Source organism: Haladaptatus sp. SPP-AMP-3 (genome assembly GCF_049568665.1).
GTDB classification, from domain to species: Archaea; Halobacteriota; Halobacteria; order Halobacteriales; family Haladaptataceae; genus Haladaptatus; species Haladaptatus paucihalophilus.
This window is the reverse complement of the sequence record NZ_CP145897.1, coordinates 942,238-966,136: the sequence shown is the minus strand read 5'-3', so window position 1 is coordinate 966,136 and position 23,899 is coordinate 942,238. Positions and strand designations below refer to the sequence as shown.

Genomic DNA, 23,899 nt, shown 5'->3' with positions numbered 1-23,899 from the left:
CCTGCTAGGAGAAAACCGGTAATGAATCCATGGGTAGCCATTGGCGCGCTAGTGCTGGTGGGACTCGCCATACCATTCAGTATGATGGCTGTGTCGAGTCTCCTCAGACCGAGCGTGCCTGAACAGGGAAAATCCGCCACCTACGAGAGCGGTGAAATTCCAACCGGGACGACGCGCATTCGGTTCAACATCCAATACTACATGGTTGCGCTGCTGTTCGTCGTCTTCGACATCGAGACGGTCCTCATCTTCCCTTGGACCGTCATCTATCGCAACGCTATCGACAGCGGCGTCAGCCTTGCGACGGTGCTCGTCCCGATGTTGGTTTTCATCGCGGTTCTCGTCGTCGGGCTCGCGTGGGCCTGGCGCAACGGAGCGGTGCGGTGGGTTCGTAGCCCCCGCGGAACGCAACGGAGTATGGAACAATGAGCAACGAACCACGGGAATACATACACGGTAGTACAGCCCCCCAGACGAAGACCCGCGAGGCTCGGATGGGCGAGGGTGTCGATGACCGCTTCAACTCGAAACTTCGGGAGGCGTTCGGCGCGTCGCCGTTCATCCTCACGAAGTTCGACAAGTTCATGAACTGGGTGCGGGGGTCGTCGATGTTCATGCTGCAGTTCGGCATCGCCTGCTGCAGTATCGAGATGATGCACACCTACGCGGTCAAACACGACTTGGATCGCTTCGGGTCCGGCGTCCCGCGCGCGTCGCCGCGACAGGCCGACGTGATGATCGTCCCCGGGACGGTCGTCTCGAAGTTCGCGCCGCGGATGAAGCGCGTCTACGACCAGATGCCCGAACCCAAGTTCGTCGTGAACATGGGGTCGTGTGCCATCAGCGGCGGCCCGTTCCAAGAGGGATACAACGTCATCAAGGGCGCAGAAGAGGTCATCCCCATCGACATTCACGTCCCCGGATGTCCGCCGCGCCCCGAGGCCCTCGTCTACGGCGTCGTCAAGCTCCAAGAGCGCGTCGCCAACGGCGAGACCAGCCCGGTGACGGTCAAGCCCTACGAACTCGAACAGTTCGGGGACTTGGAACAGGACGAACTGGTGGACACGCTCGCCGACAGAATCGACGAGGACTCGCTCGTCATGCGCTACAACTGGGCTGATTCACCATGAGTTCGCAACACGAAGTGCCGGCGGCGCAGGAACTCGACGGCGACCAGCTCGCCGCGCTGCTCGGAGACCACGTTATCGGCCGCGAGGAACATCTCAACGCGCCGGGATTCGTCGTTCGACCCGACGAAGTGCAGGACGCACTCACAATCCTGCGCGACGAGGCCGGATTCGATCACCTCTCGATGGTCACGGCACAGGACTACGAGGACCGCTACGAGAGCGTCTACCACCTGAAGAAGTACGCCGACCCGACCCAAGAGGTGAGCGTCGTCGTTCCGACGCCGACCGATGCGCCCGCGAGCCAGACCGCGGAACCCGTCTACCGGTCCGCGGACTGGCACGAGCGCGAGGCCTACGACCTCGTGGGTATCGACTACGACGGTCACCCCGACCTTCGCCGTATCCTCCTCCCCGAGACGTGGCAGGGTCACCCCTTGGCGCAGAGCTACGACCAAGACCGGCCACAAATCGTCTCGTTCGAGGAGCACAAGAACCCGATTCAGGACGACCACTACGACGCGGATTCGGACACGATGTTCCTGAACATCGGGCCACACCACCCGGCGACCCACGGTGTGTTGCACCTGAAGACGACGCTCGACGGCGAGCAAGTCGCCGACGTCGACCCGGACATCGGCTACCTCCACCGCTGTGAGGAGCAGATGGCCCAGAACGGGACCTACCGGCACCAGATCATGCCGTACCCCGACCGCTGGGACTACGCGTCCGCCGGGCTGCTCAACGAGTGGGCCTACGCGCGCGTGGCCGAAGATTTGAACGACCTCGACGTGCCCGAGTACGCGCAGATAATTCGGACGATGGGTGCCGAACTCTGCCGTATCGCATCGCACATGCTGGCGCTGGGGACGTTCTGTCTCGACATCTACGGCGACTTCACTGCTATCTTCATGTACGCGATGCGCGACCGCGAAATCGTCCAGAACATCCTGGAGGACCTGACCGGCCAGCGCATGATGTTCAACTACTTCCGCCTCGGCGGCGTCGTCTGGGACATCCCAGAACCGCGTCAGGACTTCTTCGACAAGATTCGGGACTTCCTCGACGACCTCCCGCCGACGCTGGAGGAGTACCACGACCTCATCACGAGCAACGAGCTGTTCCAGATTCGGACCATCGGAACCGGCGTTCTCGAACCCGAGGTCGCCAAACAGTACGGCGTCACCGGCCCCGTCGCTCGCGCATCGGGCATCGACTACGACCTGCGCCGCGACGACCCCTACGGCTACTACGACCAACTCGACTGGGACGTCGTGACCGAGGACGGCTGTGACAACTACGCGCGCCTCCTCGTTCGGATGCGCGAGGTGGAAGAGTCGGCGAAGATCATCGACCAGTGTGTCGACCTGCTCGAGGACTGGCCCGAGGACGAGCGCGAGATTCAGTCGAACGTCCCCCGGACGCTCAAACCGGACGCGGACACGGAAACGTACCGCGCGGTCGAGGGCGCGAAAGGGGAACTCGGCATCTACATCCGCTCGGACGGGACGGACAAGCCCGGCCGATTCAAGATTCGGAGTCCGTGTTTCTGCAATCTCTCCGCGCTCGGTGAGATGTCCAACGGGGAGTACATCCCCGACCTCGTCGCCACGCTCGGCAGCCTCGACGTGATTCTCGGGGAGGTCGACCGATGAATCCGGTCCCGCTACAGGGGACGGGAACGGTCCTTCTCCCCGAACAGATAGCGCGTGCGCTGGGCGGTAACAACCCCGGCGCGCCGATAGAGCTGCTCTCGGCACTCATCGCGGCGGCCGTCATCGGCACCATCATGCTGACGATGACGGCGTTCGCGGGTCCGTGGGCGAAGCGGAAGATCACCGCCGCGTTCACCGACCGTATCGCGGTCAATCGTGTCGGGCCGTTCGGCCTGTTCATCATCGTGGCCGACGCGGTGCGGCTGCTGTCGAAGGAACTCGTCATCCCGGAAGGTGCGGACCGTCCGGCATTCGACCTCGCGCCCGTCGTCATGGCGGGTTCGGCGCTGCTCGGTTTTGCGGTCATTCCGATGGGTTCCCTTTTCGGCATCAATCTGCAACTCGCTGACCCCGAGACGGGACTGGCGTACGTGTTCGCCGTCGCCTCCATCGCCACGCTCGGACTGACGATGGGTGGCTATGCGTCGAACAACAAATACTCGCTTCTCGGTGGCCTTCGCGCGGTGGCACAGAACATCGCGTACGAGATTCCGCTCGTCGTGACGGCCGCATCGGTCGTCCTCTTCACGGGGACGCTCCAGATGAGCCAAATCGTCGCCCAACAGCAGGAGACGCTCATCACCATCGGCGGCATCGCGATTCCGTCGTGGTACGCGTTCGTGAACCCGTTCGCGTTCGTGCTGTTCCTCGCGGCGAACCTAGCGGAAGTCGGTCGGAACCCGTTCGACACTCCCGAGGCACCCACCGAAATCGTCGCCGGATACCAGACGGAGTACTCCAGCGTGTACTTCGTGCTGTTCTACCTCGGCGAGTTCATCCACATCTTCCTCGGCGGTGCGATCATCGCCACGCTCTTCCTCGGTGGTCCGTCCGGCCCCGCTTCGGGTTCCATCGGATTCGTCTGGTTCACCGTGAAGATATGGGCGGTGTTCCTGTTCACGCAGTGGGCGCGTTCGGCGCTTCCGCGCGTGCGCATCGACCAACTCATCGAAATCGGTTGGAAGGGCATGCTCGTGCTCTCGTTCGCCAACCTGGTTCTCACGGCCATCATCGTGGGGGTGGTGCTATGATCGGACTACTCAAATCGATGGCAACGACGATGAAACACGCACTGGGCGGGACGACGTTCACGGTCGAATACCCGGACGTCGCACCCGAAGTAAGCCCACGCTTCCGTGGGATTCACAAGTTCAGCCAAGAGCGCTGCATCTGGTGCCGCCAGTGCGAGAACGTCTGTCCGAACGACACGATTCAGATCGTTCAGGACGACCAGCGCAACGGCGAACAGTACAACCTCCACGTCGGTCAGTGCATCTACTGCCGACTGTGTGAGGAAGTGTGCCCGGTCGACGCCATTCTGCTCACCCAGAACTTCGAGTTCACGGGTGACACGAAGGACGACTTGGTGTACAACAAAGAACAGTTGAAGAACGTCCCCTGGTACAAAGACATCGACCCACTCGAATCGCGCGAACCGGACCGTAGCGCGTGGATAGGAGAGGGCGAAGGAGCAGTCGATTACCAGTAATCACGCCCGTCTCGAAATCTTAAAAGGGCGTTTACCCAAACCCAAAGGTGACTGAAATGGCATATGAAATGATCGCGTTCGCGTTGTTCGCCATCCTGACGGTGGCGAGTAGCGTGGGCGCCGTCCTGGTGCGGGACGTGTGGCATTCGGCGCTGTTGCTCGGCCTTTCGTTGCTGAGCTTCGCCGTCCATTACGTCATGTTACAGGCGGAATTCGTTGCGGCGATGCAGATCCTCGTCTACGTGGGCGGGGTTCTCATCCTGATAACGTTCGCCGTCATGCTCACACGTCGTACAAGTACAGAGGAGGTGACTAACGCATGACATCACGGCCACGAATGCGTGACCCAAGCACGATGCTTCCCGGCGTCGTCGCGGTGGCGCTGTTCGCCATCCTCGCTGTGGTGTTCCTCGGCGCGTCGTTCGGCGACGCAAGCGGCTTCGGAGCCGGAGCCAACATCACGGCGAGCATCGGCTACGCGATGTTCAACATCGGAAACGTCGGCGGTGACGCTCTCGTCCAAAGCGAGGGATTCCTCGTCGCGTTCGAGATTATCGACCTCGTGCTCGTCGCGGCGCTGGTGGGTGCAGTGATGCTCGCCAGCCGCGACGACGGTGAAGACAGCGAGAGCGGAACGCCGTCGGCGGTCATGGCGGACGGCGGTCGAAACGCGGGAGGTGACGAGGAGTAATGGTACCAGTCGAATACTACCTGTTGCTCTCCGCCGCCGTGTTCTGTTCGGGGCTGTTCGGTATCCTGACCCGGAAGAACGCGCTGATGTTCCTCATCAGCGTCGAGCTGATGCTGAACGCGGCGAACATCAACCTCGTCGCGTTCTCCAGCTATCACGGCAATCTGACCGGGCAGACGTTCAGCCTGTTCACGCTGGCGCTCGCCGCCGCGGAAGTCGCAGTGGGTATCGGTATCATCCTCGTGCTGTATCGTAACTTCAACGACGTGGACGTGACCCAAGCGACGACTATGAGGTGGTAACAATGGCGGCAACAGCATTCCAACTGGCACCGGTAATCGCACTCTTGCCGTTCGTATCGTTCCTGATCGCACTGTTCGGCGGCGAGTACGCCCGCAAGATGCTACCCAAGGGTGGCGCGATTCCGGGCATCGCCGCGACGGCCGGGTCGCTCGTCCTGTCGCTGTGGGTGTTCATCACGGTGTCGGGCGGGGAGTCTTACCACGAGACCATCGTGTGGGTCGAAGGACTCGACACCTTCAACCTGCACTTCGGCATCTTCCTCGACCCGCTGTCGGCGATGATGCTCGTCATCGTCTCGCTGGTCGCGTGTCTCGTGCACATCTTCAGCCTCGGCTACATGAACGACGAGGGCGAAACCGGCCTCCCGCGCTACTACGCCGGTCTCGGCCTGTTCACCTTCAGCATGCTCGCGTTCGTCTTCGCGGACAACCTGCTGATGGCGTTCATGTTCTTCGAACTCGTCGGGCTGTGTTCGTACCTGCTCATCGGGTTCTGGTTCCGCGAACCCGGCCCACCGAGCGCAGCGAAGAAGGCGTTCCTCGTCACCCGCTTCGGTGACTACTTCTTCCTCATCGGCGTGGTGGCGGTGTTCGCCACCTTCGGCACGGCGCAGTTCACGGGCGACCACTCGTTCGTGCACATGGCCGAGCAGGCAATTGCGGGCGAGGGCGGAGAGGTAACGACCCTCTTCGGTCTCGACCCGAAGATGTGGTTCAACATCGTCGGCCTCCTCGTGTTGGGCGGCGTGGTCGGGAAATCGGCGCAGTTCCCGCTCCACACGTGGCTTCCCGACGCGATGGAAGGCCCGACGCCCGTTTCCGCGCTGATTCACGCGGCGACCATGGTCGCGGCGGGTGTCTACCTCGTCGCGCGCATGTACGGCTTCTACGCCCTGCTCCCGCAGGTGCTCGCCATCATCGCGTTCATCGGCGGCTTCACGGCGCTGTTCGCGGCGACGATGGGCGTCGTCAAACGCGAAATCAAACAGGTGCTCGCGTACTCCACCATCTCCCAGTACGGGTACATGATGCTCGCGCTGGGGTCGGGTGGCTACGTCGCGGCGACCTTCCACCTGATGACCCACGCCTTCTTCAAGGCGCTCCTGTTCCTCGGAGCGGGGTCGGTCATCATCGCCATGCACCACAACGAGAACATGTGGGACATGGGCGGCCTGAAAAAACGCATGCCCGTGACCTACTGGACGTTCCTCGCCGGGTCGCTCGCGCTCGCGGGAATCGTCCCGTTCGCCGGGTTCTGGTCGAAAGACGAAGTGCTCTACGAGGCGCTCGTCCACGGTCTCGGCGGCAACCCGCTCCTCCTCGGAGCGTACGCGATGGGTCTCATCGCGGTGTTCTTCACCGGATTCTACACCTTCCGGATGGTCTTCCTGACCTTCCACGGTGAACCCCGGAGCGACACCGCGCGGAGCCCGCACGGCGTGCGCTGGAACGTGAAGTTCCCGCTCGTCGTTCTCGGTATCCTCGCCACCGTCATCGGTCTCGTCAACATGACGCCGGTGGCGGAACTGACGGGTGCTCACATCGAGTTCCTCCACACGTGGCTCAACGGACCGGTCGGCGCGACCGGTGCTCACCACTACGAGGAACTCATCAACCGGTTCGCCTACGGCGAACCGGCGGAGTTCTCGGGACTCGTTTCGAGCGGCATCTCGCTCGCGTTCGCACTCGCCGGTCTCGGACTGGCGTGGGTGCTCTACAACGTCCCGCAACCCGTCGAGCACACCGACAAGTTGGGCAGCGTGAAGACGCTCCTGTTCAACAACTACTACCAAGACGAGTATCAGGTCTGGCTCGCGAACGGGGTCACGCTCCCCGTCTCGCGCGCGGCGGACAAGTTCGACCAAGGCGTCATCGACGGCGTGGTCAACGGCGTCTCCAGCGTGAGTCTGTTCGGCGGCAGCCGAGTGAAGCGGATTCAGAGCGGCATCGTGACGAACTACGCGCTCATGTTGGTGCTCTCGTTCGTCGTCCTGCTTCTCGTCTTCGGCTTCACGGGAGGTTGGTTCTAGATGATAGTCGAAGCACTTCTCGCGGTAACCTTGGTGAGCGCGTTCGCGGTGTTCCTTGCGCCGGACAAAATCGCAGGGAAACTCGCGTTCGTGCTGAGCCTGCTCCCCGCGGCCGGGAGCATCTGGATGTACAGTGCCTTCGACGGTAGCGGGAACGCCCTCTTGTCGGGCGGAACCCTCGCCTTCGAAGAGACGTTCAAGTGGGCCACGTTCGGCCCCTACGCGCTGAACTGGCACGTCGGACTCGACGGCATCAGCATGCCGTTGTTGGTGTTGACGACGGTGCTCACGCCGCTCGCGATTCTGGCGGCGTGGACGCCGATTCAGTCCCGACAGAGCCAGTTCTTCGGTCTGATGCTCTTCATGGAGATGAGCCTCCTCGGCGTCTTCTCGGCGCTCGACTTCTTCATCTGGTTCATCTTCTGGGAGATGGTGCTGGTTCCGATGTACTTCCTCATCGGCATCTGGGGCGGCCCGCGGCGCAAGTACGCGGCGATCAAGTTCTTCGTGTACACCAACGTCGCCTCGCTGCTGATGTTCATCGGGTTCATCGCCCTCGTCTTCGGACTGGGCGATACCATCACGTCACTCGACATGCCCGCCATCGCACAGGCGTTGAACAGCGGGGAGTTGCAAGGGCTCGGCGGCATCAGCGCGGGCACGCTGAAGGCCCTCGCGTTCTTCGCGATGTTCATCGGATTCGGCGTGAAGGTCCCGATAGTCCCGTTCCACACGTGGCTACCGGACGCTCACGTCGAAGCACCGACGCCGGTGTCCATCATGCTGGCGGGCGTCATGCTGAAGATGGGTACCTACGCGCTGCTCCGATTCAACTTCACCATGCTTCCCGGCGTGGCGAAGGATTACGCATTCATCATCGCCCTCGTGGCGGTCGTGAGCGTCATCTACGGTGCCCTCCTCGCGTTGGCACAGTCCGACCTGAAGCGTATCGTGGCGTACTCCTCGGTGTCCTCGATGGGGTACGTCATCCTCGGACTCGTCGCGTTCAACATGTACGGCGTCGGGGGTGCGACCTTCCAGATGGTCGCCCACGGTCTCATCTCGGGGCTGATGTTCATGGCGGTCGGCGTCATCTACAACACGACGCACACCCGGATGGTCTCGGACATGTCCGGGCTGGCGGACAAGATGCCGATAACGGTCGCGGTGTTCGTTGCGGGCGCGTTCGGCTACATGGGCCTGCCGCTGATGGCTGGCTTCGCGGCGGAGTTCTTCATCTTCGTCGGGGCCTTCCACTCGACCGTGCTCGCGGGCAACGCGCTCGCGCTGTTCACGGGGGCGGCGATGTTCGGCATCGTCATCGTGGCTGGCTACCTGCTGTTCGCCATGCAGAGAACGCTGTTCGGGCCGTTCCGGCTCGAAACCGACTACGAGGTCGGTCGCGCGTCGTTCCACGACGTCGCGCCCCTCGTGGTCCTCATCCTGCTGGTCATCCTGTTGGGTGTTCAACCGAACATCTTCTATCACATGATTCAGGACGCCGTGGGTGAAATGGCGCTCCTCGCCGGAGGTGGTGCCTGATGGCGGCATTCGCGTGGCCCGACTGGGCCGCACTCGCGCCCGCCATCGTCCTCGGCCTGACGGCGCTGCTGTTGCTGGTCGTGGACAGCATCTATCCGCACACGCGGGACAACCCGATTCTCGCGGGTATCTCGACGCTCGGTGCGGTCGTCGCGGGCGGTCTCGCGGCGTGGTTCATCGCCTCCGGAACGGGCGAGAACCCGATTCCGCTGTACGGGAACGCGATGGTCGTCGACACGATGAGCCTGTTCTTCGTGCTCATCTTCGCCAGCGTCACCGCGCTGGTGAGCATCGCCAGCTACGATTACCTGAAGGGGAACTCCTATCAGGCGGAGTACTACACGCTGGTCGTCCTCGCGGCGACCGGGATGACGCTGATGGCGAGCTCGAACAGCCTCGCCACGGTGTTCATCAGCCTCGAACTGGCCAGCCTCCCGTCCTACGCACTGGTCGCGGTGTTGAAGAAGAACCGCGGAAGCGTCGAGGCGGGTCTCAAGTACTTCCTCATCGGTGCGCTCTCGTCGGCCATCTTCGCCTACGGTATCAGCCTCGTGTACGGTGTCACCGGACACCTGCAACTGGACCTCATCGCCACCACGCTCGGTCAAGGGTTCAGCGGGCTGGGCGGCGTGCTCGGCGTCGGCGTGCTGATGGTGGTCGCTGGCTTCGCGTTTAAGACGGCCTCCGTCCCGTTCCACTTCTGGGCACCGGAAGCGTACGAAGGCGCACCAGCGCCGATTTCGGGCTTCCTCTCGTCGGCCTCGAAGGCCGCCGGGTTCGCAGTCGCCTTCCGCGTGTTCGTCACCGCGTTCCCGTTCGCACTGGTTTCGGGAACCATCGACTGGGTGCTGGTCTTCCAGATTCTCGCGGTCGTCACGATGACGCTCGGGAACTTCGCGGCCGCCACGCAGGACAAGGTGAAACGGATGCTCGCGTACTCCTCAATCGGACACGCGGGCTACGTGCTCATCGGATTGGCCGCTCTCTACGGCGGTAACAACAGCGGCGTGCTGAGCGGTGCGATGCTCCACCTGCTCGTCTACGGCTTCATGAACACGGGTGCGTTCCTGTTCATCGCGCTGGTCGAGTACTGGGGCGTCGGCCGGACGTTCGAGGATTACAACGGTCTGGCGGAGAAGGCTCCCATCGCCTGTCTGGCCATGACCGTGTTCCTGTTCAACCTCGCCGGTCTCCCGGTCGGTGCAGGATTCATGAGCAAGTACATCCTGTTCGGTGCCGCGGTCGGCGCCGGATTCTGGTGGCTCGCCGCGGTCGGTGCGATAAACAGCGCGCTGTCGCTGTTCTACTACAGCCGCGTCGTGAAAGCGATGTGGATCGAGGACCCGGAGGGCGACTTCACGATTCGAAGCACGCCGACGGGTCTCTACGTTGCGGTCGTCGCCGCCGCGGTCGTGACGGTCGCGTTGCTGTTCGCGTTCGGGCCGGTGGCGGACACGGCGTACAACGCCGCCGCCACGCTGTTCGCCTGAACCGCGCGCGATTTCCGTTCGCGTTTTTCGTCTTTTCGATTCGACGATTTCGGTCGTGAGTCGCCCGTATCGTACAAATCGTGAGCCATCCGCATCGCACAAAGCGACCGGGAGATATCGATGCCATTCGGACACGTTTTCGCCGCTCGAATCGCCGCGTAAAGTGCGTCTCTCGCCCGATTTTTGCAGCTCGACGCTGTAAACGGATTCCCAACAAGTTTTAGGTGTCCGACTATGAATCGGGGGTAAGATGGTTTCGCGGCTCATGCTCGGCTGTGGTTCCGTCGGGCATGCCATCGTTGAATCGGTGGCCGACTGGTCCGGAAGCCTCGTCGTCGTCGACGAGAGCGAAAGTAGAGTCGAAACGCTCCGAACGGAGGGCGTTTCGGCGACCCGCGGCGACCCGACGGACCCGGAGGTAGTCGCACAGAGGCCAGCCGTCGACCTCGCATTCATCTTCGGGGACGACACGGAGCAAAACCGACAGGCCGCACGTGCGTTGCGCGACGTCCATCCCGACGCCTATCTCGTCGTCTACGCCGGTGACGGCCCGTCGACGGAGATGCGGGCGGACCTCGACGAACTGGCGGACGAGTTCATCGACCCCGGCGCGGCGCTCGTCGACCACTTGCTTCCGCTGACGGACGGGGATACCGCGTTTCGTACGCACGAACTGCAACGGACCCTCCGCGACATCGACGGCAAGCTCGGTATCTTCATGCACGACAATCCCGACCCGGACGCCATCGCCAGCGCGATCGCGCTGGAAGGGATGGCCGAATCGGTCGGTACGGAGGCCGAAGCGTGCTACTTCGGGGCGATTTCGCATCAGGAGAATCGCGCGTTCGTCAACTTGCTCGACTTGGACCTCAGGAACCTCGAAGTCGGTGCCGACGTCTCGGAGTTCGCCGGACTCGCGCTGGTCGACCACTCCAGTCCGGGCGTCAACGACCAACTGCCGGAGGAGATTCCCGTCGATGTCGTTATCGACCACCATCCGCCGAACCACCCCGTCGAAGCGCGATTCGTCGACCTTCGAAGCGGCGTCGGGGCGACGAGTTCGCTGCTCGCGGACCACTTGGAACAGCTCGGTATCTCCCCCGACGAGCGGGTCGCGACCGGGTTGCTGTACGGCATTCGCGTCGATACGAAGGACTTCACCCGCGAGGTGTCCGTCGCCGACTTCGAGGCGGCGTCGTTTTTGCTCCCGCACGCCGATACGAGCACCTTGGACCGCGTCGAGACGCCCTCCATCAGCGCCGATACGTTCGAGACCATCTCCCGGGCGATTCGGAACCGGGAACTCGATGGGACGGTGCTCGCGAGCTGTGTCGGGTCGCTGTCCGACCGTGATGCGCTCGCACAGGCGGCGGACCGATTGCTCAACATGGACGGCGTGACGGTCACGCTCGTGTTCGGCTTCATGAACGGAACGGTGTACGTTTCCGCGCGCGCACGCGGCACCGACGTCGACCTCGGGGAAACCATGCGGGCGGCGTTCGGGCAGATAGGAAGCGCGGGCGGGCACGCCGACATGGCGGGCGCACAGATTCCGTTGGGTCTGCTCGGCGAGGTCGAGGACGACGAGGAGGAATCCCTCTCGACCATCGTGGGCGATATCATCACCGACCGGTTCTTCGAGACGGTCCGCTCCCGTCCGGGACCCGACGATTTCGATTCGGATCCCGAGCGAGTCGCGGCGTTCGATATTCAACTCGCGGACGACGAGTGACTCCCGGTCGGGAAGTTTTTCCCTCACCGGGGCATCGATACTCCACATGGACGAGGCCGAGGAGGAAGCGGGCCGCAAGTCACCGTCTCGCGTTCGCATCGCTTCCGACGGCGGAACCGAGGGCATCAAAGCGAAAGTCAAGGAGTACATGACCCGCGACGTGGCGACGGTATCCCCCGATGCGACCGTCGAGGAGGTCGCCCGGCGAATCGCCGAGAGCGACGGACACAACGGATTCCCGGTGTGTGACGGCCGACGCGTGGAAGGATTCGTCAGCGCCCGCGACCTCCTGCTCGCCGACGAGAAGGAACCGATTTTCAAGGTGATGACGCAGGAACTCATCGTCGCCCACCCGGACATGGTGGTCAACGACGCCGCCCGGGTCATCCTCCGGTCGGGCATCCAGAAGCTCCCGGTCGTGGACGACGCGGGCAACCTCGTCGGTATCATCACCAACACCGACTTCATCCGGAGCCAGATAGAGCGCGTCACCCCCGAGAAGGTGGGGAAGCTCATGCGCACCCTCGAATCCATCCACGATACGGAGGTCACACAGAGCCGCCGGAAGGTTCGGCTCGCCGACCTCGTACCGACGCAGGGCAAGGTCTACGCCGACGAACTGGAGGGTCGCGTGTACGAGATGAAGCGCGGACTGGCCGAACCGCTGGTCGTCATCGAGAACGGCAGCACCCTCCTGCTGGCGGACGGTCATCACCGGGCGAAAGCCGCCGATAGGCTCGATATCGAGCGGATGGACGCCTACGTCATCATCACCGACCACCGGGTCGAACTCGGCATGGCGGAGACGGCGCGAAAGGAGGGCCTCGAAAGCATCGACGACATCCAAGTCGTTGACTACGCCCGCCACCCGCTGATGGAGACGACGAAGCGGTTGCAGTAGCTATTCGACGTTCACGGCGTTCAAATCCCCGTCGAGCGTCAGCGTCGGCGCGTCCGCCTCTTCGCCGACGGTGACGCGAACCCTGTACGGGTCCTCCGAAACGACCTCCGTCAGGTCGTCCCACACGAAGTCGAACGAGAGGACAGGAACCGTTCGAACGTCGATTCCACGTTCGTGGAAGTACGAGACGACAGCGGGATGGCGGATGACGGATGTGGCGACGGGAAGGTGCATTCGTAACCAGCAGGAGTCACAGGCGAGTTCGGTGACGAGTTGGTCGCTGCTGGTCCGATGCGGTTTCTCGACGGACAGCGGTCCGCTACAGATGAAACACGTTCCGTCTATCGCCTTCTGTATGTGGTGTTGCGTTTCCTCGTTGGCGAACGCCACTATCTCCGACACGGACCGGTCCGCGGCGGCCCGTGGCGGGACGCTCGTTTGGAACAGCATGTCGTGTTCGTCGCACTCCATTTTCACGAACCCGTCCTCGAAAACTCCCGTCAACGACTGTCCACAATTCGGACACTCGCAGTCCAACGTCTCTGACCGCGGCTCCGTTCGTTCCGTGAACGACCCCTCGTGTATCGCGCCGACGAGTCGGAGGACCGCGTAGCGCGGGTAGTACTTGCCGTCGCGTTTCACGACGAATCGGTCGCACAGTTTCGAGAGGTGGTAGTTGAACTGCCCCGCGTCGCGGACGCCGACAGCGCGCCTGAGGTCGGCGAACGAGAGTCCGTCGTTTCCCTCGGCAGTCATCTGTTCGGCGAGCGCCTCGACGATGGCGACGCGGGTCTCGTCGGCGAACAGCGCGAACGCCTCGGACGGTGGGAGGGTGTCGGAATCGTCGTCGGTCACGCACGTTGGTTTCCGGCGTCGCCGCATAACGGTTTCGTATCAAATAAGTAACTGAATCAGCGTTCTGGAAACCGTTATGTCTTCCAATATTCTGATACTATTATGAGCGTTGAATCGTCCCGAACCGAATCGGAAACCGCCGAAACCGAGGCGGTAGACGGGGAGGTAACAGAGGACACAACGACGGAGACGGACGCCGACCCCATCGTCCGCGTTCGAAACCTCCGGAAACGATACGGAAGCGAATCGGACGGCGTGACCGCGGTCGACGGCGTTTCGTTCGAAGTAGACCGCGGTTCCGTGGTCGGATTGCTCGGGCCGAACGGCGCGGGAAAGACCACGACCATCAAGTCGATTTTGGGCTTGATACTGCCCTCGGACGGGTGGGTGCTCATCGACGGCATCGACGTGCACGCCGACACGAAGCGGGCCTACCGGCACGTCGGGGCGATGTTGGAGGGAGCACGAAACGTCTACTGGCGACTGACCGTGCGGGAGAACCTGCAATTTTTCGCGGCGCTGTCCGGGCAACGTCCGGCGGCGACCCGCGACCGCCACGAAACGCTCCTCGACCAGTTCGACCTCGCGGACAAGGCCGACACGCCGGTCCGGGAACTGTCCCGCGGGATGAAGCAAAAGGTGTCGCTCGCGTGCACGCTGGCGCGCGACGTGGACGTCGTTTTCCTCGACGAGCCGACGCTCGGCTTGGACATCGAGAGTTCGCTGGAGTTGCGGGCCGAACTCCGAAATCTGGCGGACGAAACGGGGACGACCATCCTGCTATCGAGTCACGACATGGACGTCATCGAGGACATCTGCGACCGCGTCATCATCATGAGCGACGGTCACGTCGTCGCGGATGACAGCCTCGACAATCTGCTCGACCTGTTTCGAACACAGGCATACGACGTGCAGGTCACCGGCGAGATACTGCCCGAGTCCCGACGGCACCTCGAACGGGCGTTCGACGCCGCGGACTTCGAGCGGCGCGCCGAGCGGGAGCGGTTCGTGGTGTCCGTGACGGACGACGGGTTCTACGAACTGGCGGACTTCCTCCGCGCGAACGACCTCTCCGTCGCGTCGATGACCTCCGTCGAACCCGACATGGAGGAAGTGTTCCTCAGTATCACCGACGACACCGAGGAGGTCGCGGCGGACGGTGACGCGCGATGAGCTACCGGAACGACGATTCGTCGGCGGGGTCTGACGTCGCCGGAGCGACGACGCTCTTCGCCGCCGTCCTCCGGAAGCGCGCGTTCCTGCTGGTCCGTTATCCGATGAACACGCTCGCACAAATCGTGACCGTCTACCTCTTTTTTGCCGTCATCTTCTTCGGCGGGAAGGCGGCCGCCGGGAGCATCGGCGGCGCGAGCGCGCTCTCGGACACGTTCGGCGGTCTCATCGTCGGGTGGTTCCTCTGGACGATGGCGCTGGCGGCGTACTTCAGCCTCGCGTCGAGCGTCACGCGCGAAGCGCAGTGGGGGACGCTGGAGCAGTTGTATATGTCACCCTACGGATTCGGGTCGGTCATGGCCGCGAGCGTCGTCGCGTATCTGCTGGAGAGCATGCTGTGGGGTGCCATCATCCTCCCGCTGATGCTCGTGACGACCGGTCAGTCGCTCGCCGTGGACCTGCCGACGATAGGGCCGATAATCGTGCTGACGCTCCTGCCCGTCGTCGGCATCGGGTTCGTCTTCGCCGGACTCGCGCTGCTGTACAAGCGCGTCGAGAACCTCTCACAGCTGATGCAGTTCGTCCTTATCGGTCTCATCGCGGCTCCGGCGGCCGACTTCGGACCGCTCCGCTACCTCCCGCTGGTGCAGGGAAGCGCGATGCTCCAACGGGCGATGCAGGACGGCGTGCGACTGTGGCAGTTCCCGGCGGCCGACCTCGGCGTGCTCGTCGTGACCGCGGTGGGATACTGCCTGCTCGGCTTCTACGCGTTCAAGCTGGCCGCGCGTCGCGCCCGACGGAAGGGCGTGCTGGGACACTACTGAACTCGCTCTTCTCTCGACCACGGACTCGGCTCGTGCGTCCGCCGCTACCGAGTCGATGTGACCGGGTCGGTGGTACCGAGTCGATGTCGGTACGGTAGCGCATCGGCGGTACCTACAACTCGCTCCGCGACCCATCGGAACGCATGCCGGGCGAGAGCAGGGACCCGACGGTCATCCGCGTCGTCGTGGTCCACGCGGACGACCTGGTGACCGCGCTCGAAGCGAACGAGCGGGGGCGGGAGGCGGTGCTTCGAATCACGGCCCCGTTCGCCGGGCGGGTGCGGGCCAGACTCCACGTGGTACAGGAGAGCGAACCGGTGGACGACGGTCTCGGCGGTCCCGCCCCGATTCGAATTCCGCCGCGAAAACTCGTCGCCGAGGATGCGCCGAGCTATCCGCGGGTCGACGAAACCGACCCGACCGTCGCCGACCCCGACGGAGAGTACGACGTGGAGGTCCACCACGACCGACACGCGGCCGCGGTCGCGGCGTGGCGCGAGCGGGTCCGCGACCACCTCGTCGAAGCGGTCGAACTCGACACGGCCGCGGGACCGCACCGCGTGTCCGTCGCCATCCTCGGCTGACGGAAACCGACGCAAAAATCGCCACCGAATCCTTAATGGATTGCCCGGCAGAAACTACCTGCATGTACGACGAGGACGACCTGCAGGAAATCCGGCAGGCCAGAGAGGAGTGGGAGGACGAGACCCACTCGCCCGTTCTGGAGCGATTCGGGGAGCGGAAGGACCGCTTTGCCACCGTCTCGAATCTGGAAGTGGACGACCTGTACGACCCGACGGACGTGTCCGACCTCGACTACGAGGAGGACCTCGGCTATCCGGGCGAAGACCCCTACACGCGCGGGGTCTACCCGACGATGTACCGCGGACGAACGTGGACGATGCGCCAGTTCGCCGGATTCGGGACGGCCGAGGAGACCAACGAGCGGTTCCACTACCTCATCGACAACGGGCAGACGGGGCTCTCGACGGCGTTCGACATGCCGAGTCTGATGGGCAAGGACTCGGACGACCCGCTTTCCGACGGGGAGGTCGGCAAGGAGGGCGTGGCGGTGGACACCCTACGCGACATGGAAATCCTCTTCGACGGCATCGATTTGGACGAGGTTTCGACAAGCTTCACCATCAATCCGAGCGCGCCCGTCATCTTCGCCATGTACGTCGCGCTGGCCGACCAGCAGGGCGTCCCCCGCGACGAAATCCGTGGCACCTTCCAGAACGACATGCTGAAGGAGTTCATCGCGCAGAAGGAGTGGGTCATCCCGCCCGAACCGTCGCTCGATATCGTTACCGACACGGTGGAGTTCGCCGTGGACGAGACGCCGAACATCAAGCCCATCTCGATTTCGGGCTACCACATCCGCGAGGCGGGTTCGACGGCGGTACAGGAACTCGCGTTCACGCTCGCCGACGGCTTCGCCTACGTCGAGGACGCGATGGAGCGCGGCCTCGACGTGGACGAGTTCGCGCCGCAACTCTCCTTCTTCTTCAACTCGCACAACTCCCTGTTCGAGGAAGTCGCGAAGTTCCGGGCCGGTCGCCGCATCTATTCGACCGTGATGGACGAGTGGTACGGCGCGGAGTCCGAGAAGTCGAAACAGCTCAAGTTCCACACGCAGACGGCCGGGCAGTCGCTCACCGCACAACAGCCCCTGAACAACATCGTCCGCGTGACGATTCAGGCGCTTGCGGGCGTCCTCGGCGGCACCCAGAGCCTCCACACGAACAGCTTCGACGAGGCGCTCGCGCTCCCGAGCGAGCAGTCCGTCCGCGTCGCCCTGCGAACCCAGCAGATAATCGCGGAGGAGAGCGGCGCGGCGGACATCATCGACCCGCTCGGCGGCAGTTTCGCCGTCGAATCCCTCACTGAGGAAGTCGAGGAGAAGACGATGGCCTACATCGAGGAAATCAAGGAGATGGGCGACGGTTCGGTGAGAGACGGCGTGCTCGAAGGCATCGACCGCGGCTACTTCCACCGCGAGATTCAGGAGGCGTCCTACGAGTACCAAGAGCGCGTCGAGGACGGCGAGGAAGTCGTCGTCGGCGTCAACAAGTACGACATAGAGGAGGACACCAAACCGGAAATCCTGAAGGTGGACGAGGAGACCCAAGAACGTCAACTCACCCGACTGGCCGAGGTCAAGGAGGAACGCGACGACGAGGCGGTCGAAGCGGCTCTCGACGACCTGCAGACGGCCATCGACGAGGACGAGAACGTCATGCCCGCAATCGTGGACGCGGTGAAGGCGTACGCGACCATGGGCGAAATCATGGACGTGTTTGAGGCCGAACACGGCACGTATCAGGAGAAGATTGGACTGGCCTGACGTCCGCGAAGATTGAACCGGGCTGACGAGTAGCGTCGGTGAGACCGAATTCGCGACCTTTATTTTCCCAACCGTTGCGTGAGAAGTATGAGCGCAGACGAGCTTCGAGCGCCGATTATCGGACTGCAGTGTACGCTGCTCGCCATCTTTCTCGTGATAGCGGTTCCACACACGCCGTGGGTACTCCTCGCCTTCCTCCTCGTTGCCGTCGGGACGCTGTTCACCGTCGGGTGGGCAGTAGCGCCGACGGACGCCGACACGTGATAGTTACCGAAGGCAATCCGGTGGAGCGATTTTTATCCGTCGAGTGCGATAGTTCGAACCCATGGAAGTGGCTATTCTCACCGTCGGCGACGAAATCCTCGCGGGCGACACGGTGAACACGAACGCGACGTGGTTGGCGACGGAAATCCACGACCGGGGCGGGTCGGTTCGGAGAATCATGACCGTCCCCGACGAGGAGGGAGTAATCGAAAACACGGTTCGAGAGTGGAACGAGTCGTTCGATGCGGTCATCGTGACCGGCGGACTCGGTGGGACGCCGGACGACGTGACGATGGACGCGGTGGCGTCCGCGCTCGACCGGGAACAGGCCGTCGATACGGACGTCCGGGAGCGTCTCGAAGCGAAGGCGCGCCGGTTCGCGGAGGAAAACCCCGAGTTGACCGACGAGTACGACCTCGATTTGGACCTCGACGAGGCCGCGACGCTGCCCGCCGATGGGCGGTCCCTACTTACCGATGTCGGGTGGGCACCGGGCTGTGCGGTCGAGGGCGTCTACGTCCTCCCCGGCATTCCCCGCGAGATGAAGGCCATGTTCGAACTCGTCGCGGACGAGTTCGGCGGGGAAGTCGTCTCGGAGACGATGTACACACCGGCACCCGAGGGCGCGCTCGGCGACGTTCTCGATGCGGTCAGGGAGCGCTTCGACGTGGCCGTCGGAAGCTATCCGGGGCGCGACGACGACCCGGGTCGATTGAAGGTCACATCGACCGACGCCGAAGCGGTCGCCGCCGCGACGACATGGTTGCGCGATAACGTCGAGGAAGTGACACCGGATGCGGCGGGCGAACGACGCGTCGAATGAGCGGACCGAACCGGGCGCGAGATGAACGGTGAAATCGGGCGAGACGACGGGGACCGAAGGGGATAGTTTTCATCCCGATTCTGTCGATGGATTTCAACTTCGATTCTCTAAATGGTCGGCGAACATAGCATATCTTTATGCACCTCGTAAAAGCATGCTAGCATGGATATATGACAGACGATACCGTGGAACTCGAAGCGCGGCTCGAAGAGGCAGAATCGTTTGAGCCACCGGAATCGTTCGTCGAGCAGGCGAACGTGTCGGATCCCGAGATTTACGACGAGTTCGAGGACAACTGGCCGGAGTGCTGGGAGCGGGCGGCCGACCTGCTCGACTGGTACGAGGACTACGACACCGTGCTGGAAGACGACGACGCGCCGTTTTACAAGTGGTTCACCGGCGGGTCGCTGAACGCATCGTACAACTGTCTCGACCGACACCTCGACGACCGAGGGGACGAGGTGGCCATCGAATGGATCGGCGAACTCGGCGAGACGCGGACGTTCACGTACGAGGAACTCCACCGCAAGGTGAACGAGTTCGCGGCCGCACTCCGCGAGATGGGCGTCGGCGAGGACGACGTGGTGACGATGTACATGCCGATGATACCGGAACTGCCCATCGCCATGCTGGCGTGTGCGCGCATCGGCGCTCCCCACAGCGTCGTCTTCGCCGGATTCTCGGCCGACGCGCTCGCGACGCGGATGGAGAGCGCGGTGTCCGAGTACCTCATCACCTGTGACGGGTACTACCGGCGCGGCGACCCGCTCCACCACAAGGAGAAGGCGGACAAAGGTGTCTCGCAAGTCGACCACGACGTGGAGACCGTCGTCGTGGACCGACTCGGCGACGAGTACGACCACCCGATGGGAGCCGACGAACACGACTACGGTGACATCGTGGCCGAACAGGAGGGTGCCGAGGTCGAACCCGTCGAGCGCGACGCCGAAGACATGCTGTTCCTGATGTACACCTCGGGAACGACGGGCGAGCCGAAAGGCGTCAAACACACCACGGCGGGCTATCTGTCCTACGTGTCGTGGACCTCGCACGCCGTCCTCGACGTCAAACCCGAGGACACCTACTGGTGTGCCGCCGACATCGGGTGGATTACGGGCCACTCCTACATCGTCTACGGGCCGCTTTCGCTCGGGACGACCAGCGTGATGTACGAGGGAACCCCCGACTATCCCGAGAAGGACCGTCTCTGGGAAATCGTCGAGGACTACGGGGTGGACGTCTACTACACCGCCCCGACGGCGATTCGGGCGTACATGAAGTGGGGTCCCGAGTATCCCGACAAACACGACCTGTCCAGTCTTCGACTGCTCGGGACGGTCGGCGAACCAATCAACCCGCGGGCGTGGAAGTGGTACTACAAACATATCGGCGACGAGGACTGCCCCATCGTGGACACGTGGTGGCAGACAGAGACGGGCGGCATGATGGTCACGACGCTTCCGGCCATCGGCACGATGAAACCCGGCAGCGCTGGACCACCGCTTCCGGGCATCGACGCGCAAATCGTGGACACGCAGGGCGAACCGGTCGAGGCGGGACGCGCGGGCTACCTCACGGTACAGAAGCCGTGGCCCGGAATGCTCCGAACCGTCTACAAGAACGACGACCGCTACATCAGCGAGTACTGGACCGAGTACTCCGACCCCGACGCGGACGAGTGGGTGTACTTCCCGGAGGACGGCGCGAAGTTGGACGAGGACGGATACATCACCGTTCTCGGCCGCGTGGACGACGTTCTCAACGTCTCCGGGCACCGCCTCGGGACGATGGAAATCGAGAGCGCCATCGTCGGCGTGAAGGGCGTCGCCGAAGCGGCCGTCGTCGGCGGCCACCACGACGTGAAGGGCGAGGCGGTCTACGCTTACGTCATCACCGAGGAAGGCTACGAGGGCGATGACGAACTGTACGACCGCATCGTGGAGGGCGTCGAGGACGGCATCGGACCCATCGCCCGTCCCGAGGACATAATCTTCACACCCGAACTGCCGAAGACGCGCTCGGGTAAAATCATGCGGCGCTTGTTGGAGGACATCGCCAACGAGGACGAACTGGGTGATACGTCGACGCTCCGCAACCCGGATGTCGTCGAAGATATTCAGGAAAAAGTTCAGAAAGAGTAACAATAAATATCTTTCATTAATTTTCTTATCGATTTTGGTAATATTTTCTCTATAGGTAAATACTATATGTTGGAAACCGGTAACAACCACGAGGGGAGTATAACGAATGTCAATTGAAAATAGGACACGAGCAACGACCTACGGGGAAGTTGATGAACGGTTACGTAGAGTAGACACGCTGTGGGGGGAAAAATAGATGCCCGCAAATACGAGCACCGGAAACCCGGCACCGCTCGGACTCGTCGGCTTCGGGTTGACGACCGTGCTGTTGAGCATGATAAACGCAAAACTGCTCCCCGCGGAGGGGGAATTCATCGTTGTCCCGCTCGCGTTCGCGTTCGGCGGAACGATTCAGCTGATGGCGGGAATGCTCGAATACCGCGAAGGGAACACGTTCGGCACCGTCGCGTTCACCAGTTACGGTGCGTTTTGGTGGTGGTTTGGTCTGCTCGTCATCTTCTCCGAAACCGGGTGGATTCCTCTCAACGTCCCCACCCTCGGGATGGCGCTCATCCTTTGGGGCGTCTTCACGACGTACATGTGGGTCGCCACGTTCAAGCTCAACTGGGCGCTCTGGAGCGTGTTCCTCCTGCTCTCGGTCACGTTCTACCTGCTCGGATTCGGCGACTTCCTCGACATCGGTTGGCTGGGCGTCGCCGGTGGCTGGGTCGGCATCCTCACCGGTCTCGACGCGATGTTCGTCAGCTTCGCCGAGGTGGCTAACTGGGCGTACGACAAGGAGGTCATTCCGCTCGGAAGTCCGCCCCTCGAATCGAGCCCGGGTCAGCAGACACAGCCCGCGGATTAAGCGTTCGAACTCGTTTTTGAGGGAACGGGAGACACCGAAGCGCGATTCTGTTAAATATCTACTTTCGAATGATTTTCCAGTGCTGATAAAAATCGGGCATAAGTGCTACTGCTGTGGTGGAAATATATACTCTCCCCCCTTTTCGCCGTTTATTATGCAACCAATCGATACTGGAATAATACGTTAACTATTATTATGGATTGATTGGTGAGTGTTAGTATGGCACACGTCAAAGATGGGCTAACTCGTCGAGATGTCGTTAAGGTCGCGGGAGCGGCTGGAACAACTGGTATCGCGGGCCTGACCGGCTGCTTGAGCGACGACGGTGGCAGTGGTGACGGCGGTGGCGGTGGTGATGAGGATTACCCGGCACTTGGTAACTATCCAGTTGAGGGGGACAAAGTGACGTTCGGGTTCAACGTTCCGCAGTCCGGTTCCTACGCTTCGGAGGGGAAGGACGAACTTCGGGCGTACAAATTGGCGGTAAAGCACCTGAACAACGGCGGCGGCTGGGTCGATAGCTGGGACGATCTGTCGGGCGACGGCGTTCTTGGCAAGCAGGTCGATTACGTGACCGGCGACACCGGGACCGACTCCGACCGAGCCCGCAAGCAAGCTTCGCGGATGATAAGCCGTGACAACGTCATGATGATCTCCGGTGGCTCATCGAGCGCGGTGGCCATCGCCGTCCAAGGCCTTTGTCAGAAGGAGAAAGTAATGTTCATGGCCTGTCTAACCCACTCCAACGATACGACAGGAAAGGACTGTGCACGATACGGCTTTCGTGAAATGTTCAACGCCTACATGACGGGACAGGCGCTCGCACCCGTGGTGACGAAGGAGTACGGGAAGGACCTCAAGTTCTACCAACTGTACGCCGATTACAGTTGGGGAAAAACCCAGCAGGCATCGATGAAAAAATTCTTCGAGGAGGAGGGGTGGTCGCAAGTCAAAAGTGTTGCCACGCCACTGGGAACCAAGGATTTCTCCTCGTACCTCTCGGAAGCGTCCAATTCCGGAGCCGACGCCCTGTTCTTGAACCACTACGGGCTGGACGGTGCGAACTCCCTCAAAGGGGCGATTCAAGCGGGCTTGGACCAGAACATGGAAATCGTGATGCCTCTCTACAATCGGCCGATGGCACAAGCCGCGGGCGGCGCGATCGATGGCATCTACGGCACCGTCGCGTGGGACTCACAGATCGACAACGAACCCTCGAACTCGTTCACGAAGTTCTTCGGAGAGGAGTACAACGGACGGGTTCCGTCGGGTCCTGCACAGCTCGCCTACGCCCAAACACTCCAGTACGCAGCGGCGGCCGAGCGAGCCGAGACGTTCTATCCGCCGGAAGTCATCAAGCAGCTCGAAGACTACGAGTACAGCGACCTCGGGATGGAACAGGAGACGATGCGCAAGTGCGATCACCAGGCCCAGCGCGCGGTACCGGTCGTGAAGGGACTACCGAAATCGGAGCAGAAGTCCGGGAAGTATTTCGAAATCGTCCAGATCACCTCCCGCGACGAACTCGGTTACGAGTGCGGACAGGGTCCGGCCTCGAAGTGTGAGCTCGGCTCCTACAAATAATCGATCCGGTCACGCTGCACACCGACGTTTCCGTTCGGTAGCGCGTGACCACTATGATAGA

The 23,899-nt window shown here is 62.4% G+C and carries 23 protein-coding genes; 22 read left to right on the top strand and 1 reads right to left on the bottom strand.

The window, feature by feature from the left end; all coding sequences use genetic code 11:
- The first annotated feature begins 21 nt into the window (after positions 1-21).
- The 13 genes from V5735_RS05665 (at position 22) to V5735_RS05605 (ending at position 13,019) form a co-directional block, all read left to right on the top strand.
- On the top strand, positions 22-429 hold the full coding sequence (locus V5735_RS05665) for an NADH-quinone oxidoreductase subunit A (protein WP_007978281.1): 408 nt from the start codon (positions 22-24) through the stop codon (positions 427-429).
- Positions 426-1,130: an NADH-quinone oxidoreductase subunit B gene (locus V5735_RS05660; protein ID WP_026177672.1), complete on the top strand. Its 705-nt coding sequence runs from the start codon at positions 426-428 to the stop codon at positions 1,128-1,130. The genes V5735_RS05665 and V5735_RS05660 overlap by 4 nt, the downstream gene beginning before the upstream one ends.
- Entirely contained in the window at positions 1,127-2,782 is a 1,656-nt protein-coding gene (locus V5735_RS05655; protein ID WP_423745468.1) for an NADH-quinone oxidoreductase subunit D, read from the top strand. Before V5735_RS05660 ends, V5735_RS05655 begins: the two co-directional genes overlap by 4 nt.
- Entirely contained in the window at positions 2,779-3,873 is a 1,095-nt protein-coding gene (locus tag V5735_RS05650) for a complex I subunit 1/NuoH family protein (protein WP_423745467.1), read from the top strand. Before V5735_RS05655 ends, V5735_RS05650 begins: the two co-directional genes overlap by 4 nt.
- Complete coding sequence (locus V5735_RS05645; protein WP_007978289.1) at positions 3,870-4,331, top strand: NuoI/complex I 23 kDa subunit family protein; 462 nt, start codon at positions 3,870-3,872, stop codon at positions 4,329-4,331. The genes V5735_RS05650 and V5735_RS05645 overlap by 4 nt, the downstream gene beginning before the upstream one ends.
- 56 nt (positions 4,332-4,387) lie before the next feature.
- Positions 4,388-4,654, top strand: a complete 267-nt coding sequence (locus V5735_RS05640) for an NADH-quinone oxidoreductase subunit J (RefSeq protein ID WP_423745466.1) — start codon at positions 4,388-4,390, stop codon at positions 4,652-4,654.
- On the top strand, positions 4,651-5,022 hold the full coding sequence (locus V5735_RS05635; protein WP_423745465.1) for a proton-conducting membrane transporter: 372 nt from the start codon (positions 4,651-4,653) through the stop codon (positions 5,020-5,022). The genes V5735_RS05640 and V5735_RS05635 overlap by 4 nt, the downstream gene beginning before the upstream one ends.
- The gene (gene nuoK / locus V5735_RS05630) at positions 5,022-5,324 is read left to right on the top strand and encodes an NADH-quinone oxidoreductase subunit NuoK (protein ID WP_007978296.1); all 303 of its coding nucleotides are present in this window, start codon (positions 5,022-5,024) and stop codon (positions 5,322-5,324) included. Before V5735_RS05635 ends, nuoK begins: the two co-directional genes overlap by 1 nt.
- A gap of 2 nt (positions 5,325-5,326) precedes the next feature.
- Positions 5,327-7,354: an NADH-quinone oxidoreductase subunit L gene (nuoL, locus tag V5735_RS05625; protein WP_423745464.1), complete on the top strand. Its 2,028-nt coding sequence runs from the start codon at positions 5,327-5,329 to the stop codon at positions 7,352-7,354.
- Positions 7,355-8,896 carry a complex I subunit 4 family protein gene (locus V5735_RS05620; protein ID WP_423745463.1) on the top strand — a complete coding sequence of 514 codons (1,542 nt, stop codon included), beginning with the start codon at positions 7,355-7,357 and terminating at the stop codon, positions 8,894-8,896.
- Entirely contained in the window at positions 8,896-10,386 is a 1,491-nt protein-coding gene (locus V5735_RS05615) for an NADH-quinone oxidoreductase subunit N (RefSeq protein ID WP_423745462.1), read from the top strand. Before V5735_RS05620 ends, V5735_RS05615 begins: the two co-directional genes overlap by 1 nt.
- Positions 10,387-10,636: 250 nt before the next feature.
- Positions 10,637-12,118 carry a DHHA1 domain-containing protein gene (locus V5735_RS05610; protein ID WP_423745461.1) on the top strand — a complete coding sequence of 494 codons (1,482 nt, stop codon included), beginning with the start codon at positions 10,637-10,639 and terminating at the stop codon, positions 12,116-12,118.
- Positions 12,119-12,266: 148 nt separating this feature from the next.
- Positions 12,267-13,019 (top strand): CBS pair associated ParBc domain-containing protein, encoded by a 753-nt coding sequence (locus V5735_RS05605; protein ID WP_171970513.1) that lies wholly within the window; start codon positions 12,267-12,269, stop codon positions 13,017-13,019.
- Here V5735_RS05605 and V5735_RS05600 read toward each other — a convergent pair whose 3' ends face one another.
- On the bottom strand, positions 13,020-13,874 hold the full coding sequence (locus V5735_RS05600; protein WP_423745460.1) for a winged helix-turn-helix domain-containing protein: 855 nt from the start codon (positions 13,872-13,874) through the stop codon (positions 13,020-13,022).
- Between the two features lie 102 nt (positions 13,875-13,976).
- Here V5735_RS05600 and V5735_RS05595 point away from each other — a divergent pair, with 102 nt between their 5' ends.
- The 9 genes from V5735_RS05595 to V5735_RS05555 all read left to right on the top strand — a co-directional run bounded on the left by V5735_RS05595 (position 13,977) and on the right by V5735_RS05555 (position 23,838).
- Positions 13,977-15,047, top strand: a complete 1,071-nt coding sequence (locus tag V5735_RS05595; RefSeq protein ID WP_423745459.1) for an ABC transporter ATP-binding protein — start codon at positions 13,977-13,979, stop codon at positions 15,045-15,047.
- Positions 15,044-15,871 carry an ABC transporter permease gene (locus V5735_RS05590; protein ID WP_423745458.1) on the top strand — a complete coding sequence of 276 codons (828 nt, stop codon included), beginning with the start codon at positions 15,044-15,046 and terminating at the stop codon, positions 15,869-15,871. Before V5735_RS05595 ends, V5735_RS05590 begins: the two co-directional genes overlap by 4 nt.
- Positions 15,872-16,014: 143 nt before the next feature.
- Positions 16,015-16,455 (top strand): hypothetical protein, encoded by a 441-nt coding sequence (locus V5735_RS05585; protein ID WP_423745457.1) that lies wholly within the window; start codon positions 16,015-16,017, stop codon positions 16,453-16,455.
- A gap of 62 nt (positions 16,456-16,517) precedes the next feature.
- Complete coding sequence (locus V5735_RS05580) at positions 16,518-18,218, top strand: acyl-CoA mutase large subunit family protein (protein ID WP_423745456.1); 1,701 nt, start codon at positions 16,518-16,520, stop codon at positions 18,216-18,218.
- A gap of 87 nt (positions 18,219-18,305) precedes the next feature.
- Positions 18,306-18,482, top strand: coding sequence for a hypothetical protein (locus tag V5735_RS05575; protein WP_423745455.1), 177 nt, complete (start codon positions 18,306-18,308; stop codon positions 18,480-18,482).
- 61 nt (positions 18,483-18,543) lie between these two features.
- The gene (locus tag V5735_RS05570) at positions 18,544-19,305 is read left to right on the top strand and encodes a competence/damage-inducible protein A (protein WP_423745454.1); all 762 of its coding nucleotides are present in this window, start codon (positions 18,544-18,546) and stop codon (positions 19,303-19,305) included.
- Positions 19,306-19,475: 170 nt separating this feature from the next.
- Entirely contained in the window at positions 19,476-21,446 is a 1,971-nt protein-coding gene (acs, locus tag V5735_RS05565; protein ID WP_423745453.1) for an acetate--CoA ligase, read from the top strand.
- Positions 21,447-21,642: 196 nt separating this feature from the next.
- Complete coding sequence (locus V5735_RS05560) at positions 21,643-22,254, top strand: acetate uptake transporter (RefSeq protein ID WP_423745452.1); 612 nt, start codon at positions 21,643-21,645, stop codon at positions 22,252-22,254.
- Positions 22,255-22,473: 219 nt separating this feature from the next.
- A complete protein-coding gene (locus tag V5735_RS05555; RefSeq protein ID WP_423745451.1) occupies positions 22,474-23,838 on the top strand; it encodes a substrate-binding protein in 1,365 nt (454 codons plus the stop codon).
- Positions 23,839-23,899 lie beyond the last annotated feature (61 nt).

What these genes read in the sequence shown, in the direction of transcription:
- V5735_RS05645 (WP_007978289.1), top strand. Translation starts at nt 3,870, where the DNA reads ATGATCGGACTACTCAAATCGATGGCAACGACGATGAAACACGCACTG.
- V5735_RS05650 (WP_423745467.1), top strand. Translation starts at nt 2,779, where the DNA reads ATGAATCCGGTCCCGCTACAGGGGACGGGAACGGTCCTTCTCCCCGAA.
- V5735_RS05585 (WP_423745457.1), top strand. Translation starts at nt 16,015, where the DNA reads ATGCCGGGCGAGAGCAGGGACCCGACGGTCATCCGCGTCGTCGTGGTC.
- V5735_RS05620 (WP_423745463.1), top strand. Translation starts at nt 7,355, where the DNA reads ATGATAGTCGAAGCACTTCTCGCGGTAACCTTGGTGAGCGCGTTCGCG.
- V5735_RS05570 (WP_423745454.1), top strand. Translation starts at nt 18,544, where the DNA reads ATGGAAGTGGCTATTCTCACCGTCGGCGACGAAATCCTCGCGGGCGAC.
- V5735_RS05610 (WP_423745461.1), top strand. Translation starts at nt 10,637, where the DNA reads ATGGTTTCGCGGCTCATGCTCGGCTGTGGTTCCGTCGGGCATGCCATC.
- V5735_RS05635 (WP_423745465.1), top strand. Translation starts at nt 4,651, where the DNA reads ATGACATCACGGCCACGAATGCGTGACCCAAGCACGATGCTTCCCGGC.
- V5735_RS05655 (WP_423745468.1), top strand. Translation starts at nt 1,127, where the DNA reads ATGAGTTCGCAACACGAAGTGCCGGCGGCGCAGGAACTCGACGGCGAC.
- V5735_RS05665 (WP_007978281.1), top strand. Translation starts at nt 22, where the DNA reads ATGAATCCATGGGTAGCCATTGGCGCGCTAGTGCTGGTGGGACTCGCC.
- V5735_RS05595 (WP_423745459.1), top strand. Translation starts at nt 13,977, where the DNA reads ATGAGCGTTGAATCGTCCCGAACCGAATCGGAAACCGCCGAAACCGAG.
- V5735_RS05560 (WP_423745452.1), top strand. Translation starts at nt 21,643, where the DNA reads ATGCCCGCAAATACGAGCACCGGAAACCCGGCACCGCTCGGACTCGTC.
- acs (WP_423745453.1), top strand. Translation starts at nt 19,476, where the DNA reads ATGACAGACGATACCGTGGAACTCGAAGCGCGGCTCGAAGAGGCAGAA.
- nuoK (WP_007978296.1), top strand. Translation starts at nt 5,022, where the DNA reads ATGGTACCAGTCGAATACTACCTGTTGCTCTCCGCCGCCGTGTTCTGT.
- V5735_RS05580 (WP_423745456.1), top strand. Translation starts at nt 16,518, where the DNA reads ATGTACGACGAGGACGACCTGCAGGAAATCCGGCAGGCCAGAGAGGAG.
- V5735_RS05660 (WP_026177672.1), top strand. Translation starts at nt 426, where the DNA reads ATGAGCAACGAACCACGGGAATACATACACGGTAGTACAGCCCCCCAG.
- V5735_RS05615 (WP_423745462.1), top strand. Translation starts at nt 8,896, where the DNA reads ATGGCGGCATTCGCGTGGCCCGACTGGGCCGCACTCGCGCCCGCCATC.
- V5735_RS05605 (WP_171970513.1), top strand. Translation starts at nt 12,267, where the DNA reads ATGACCCGCGACGTGGCGACGGTATCCCCCGATGCGACCGTCGAGGAG.
- nuoL (WP_423745464.1), top strand. Translation starts at nt 5,327, where the DNA reads ATGGCGGCAACAGCATTCCAACTGGCACCGGTAATCGCACTCTTGCCG.
- V5735_RS05555 (WP_423745451.1), top strand. Translation starts at nt 22,474, where the DNA reads ATGGCACACGTCAAAGATGGGCTAACTCGTCGAGATGTCGTTAAGGTC.
- V5735_RS05590 (WP_423745458.1), top strand. Translation starts at nt 15,044, where the DNA reads ATGAGCTACCGGAACGACGATTCGTCGGCGGGGTCTGACGTCGCCGGA.
- V5735_RS05575 (WP_423745455.1), top strand. Translation starts at nt 18,306, where the DNA reads ATGAGCGCAGACGAGCTTCGAGCGCCGATTATCGGACTGCAGTGTACG.
- V5735_RS05640 (WP_423745466.1), top strand. Translation starts at nt 4,388, where the DNA reads ATGGCATATGAAATGATCGCGTTCGCGTTGTTCGCCATCCTGACGGTG.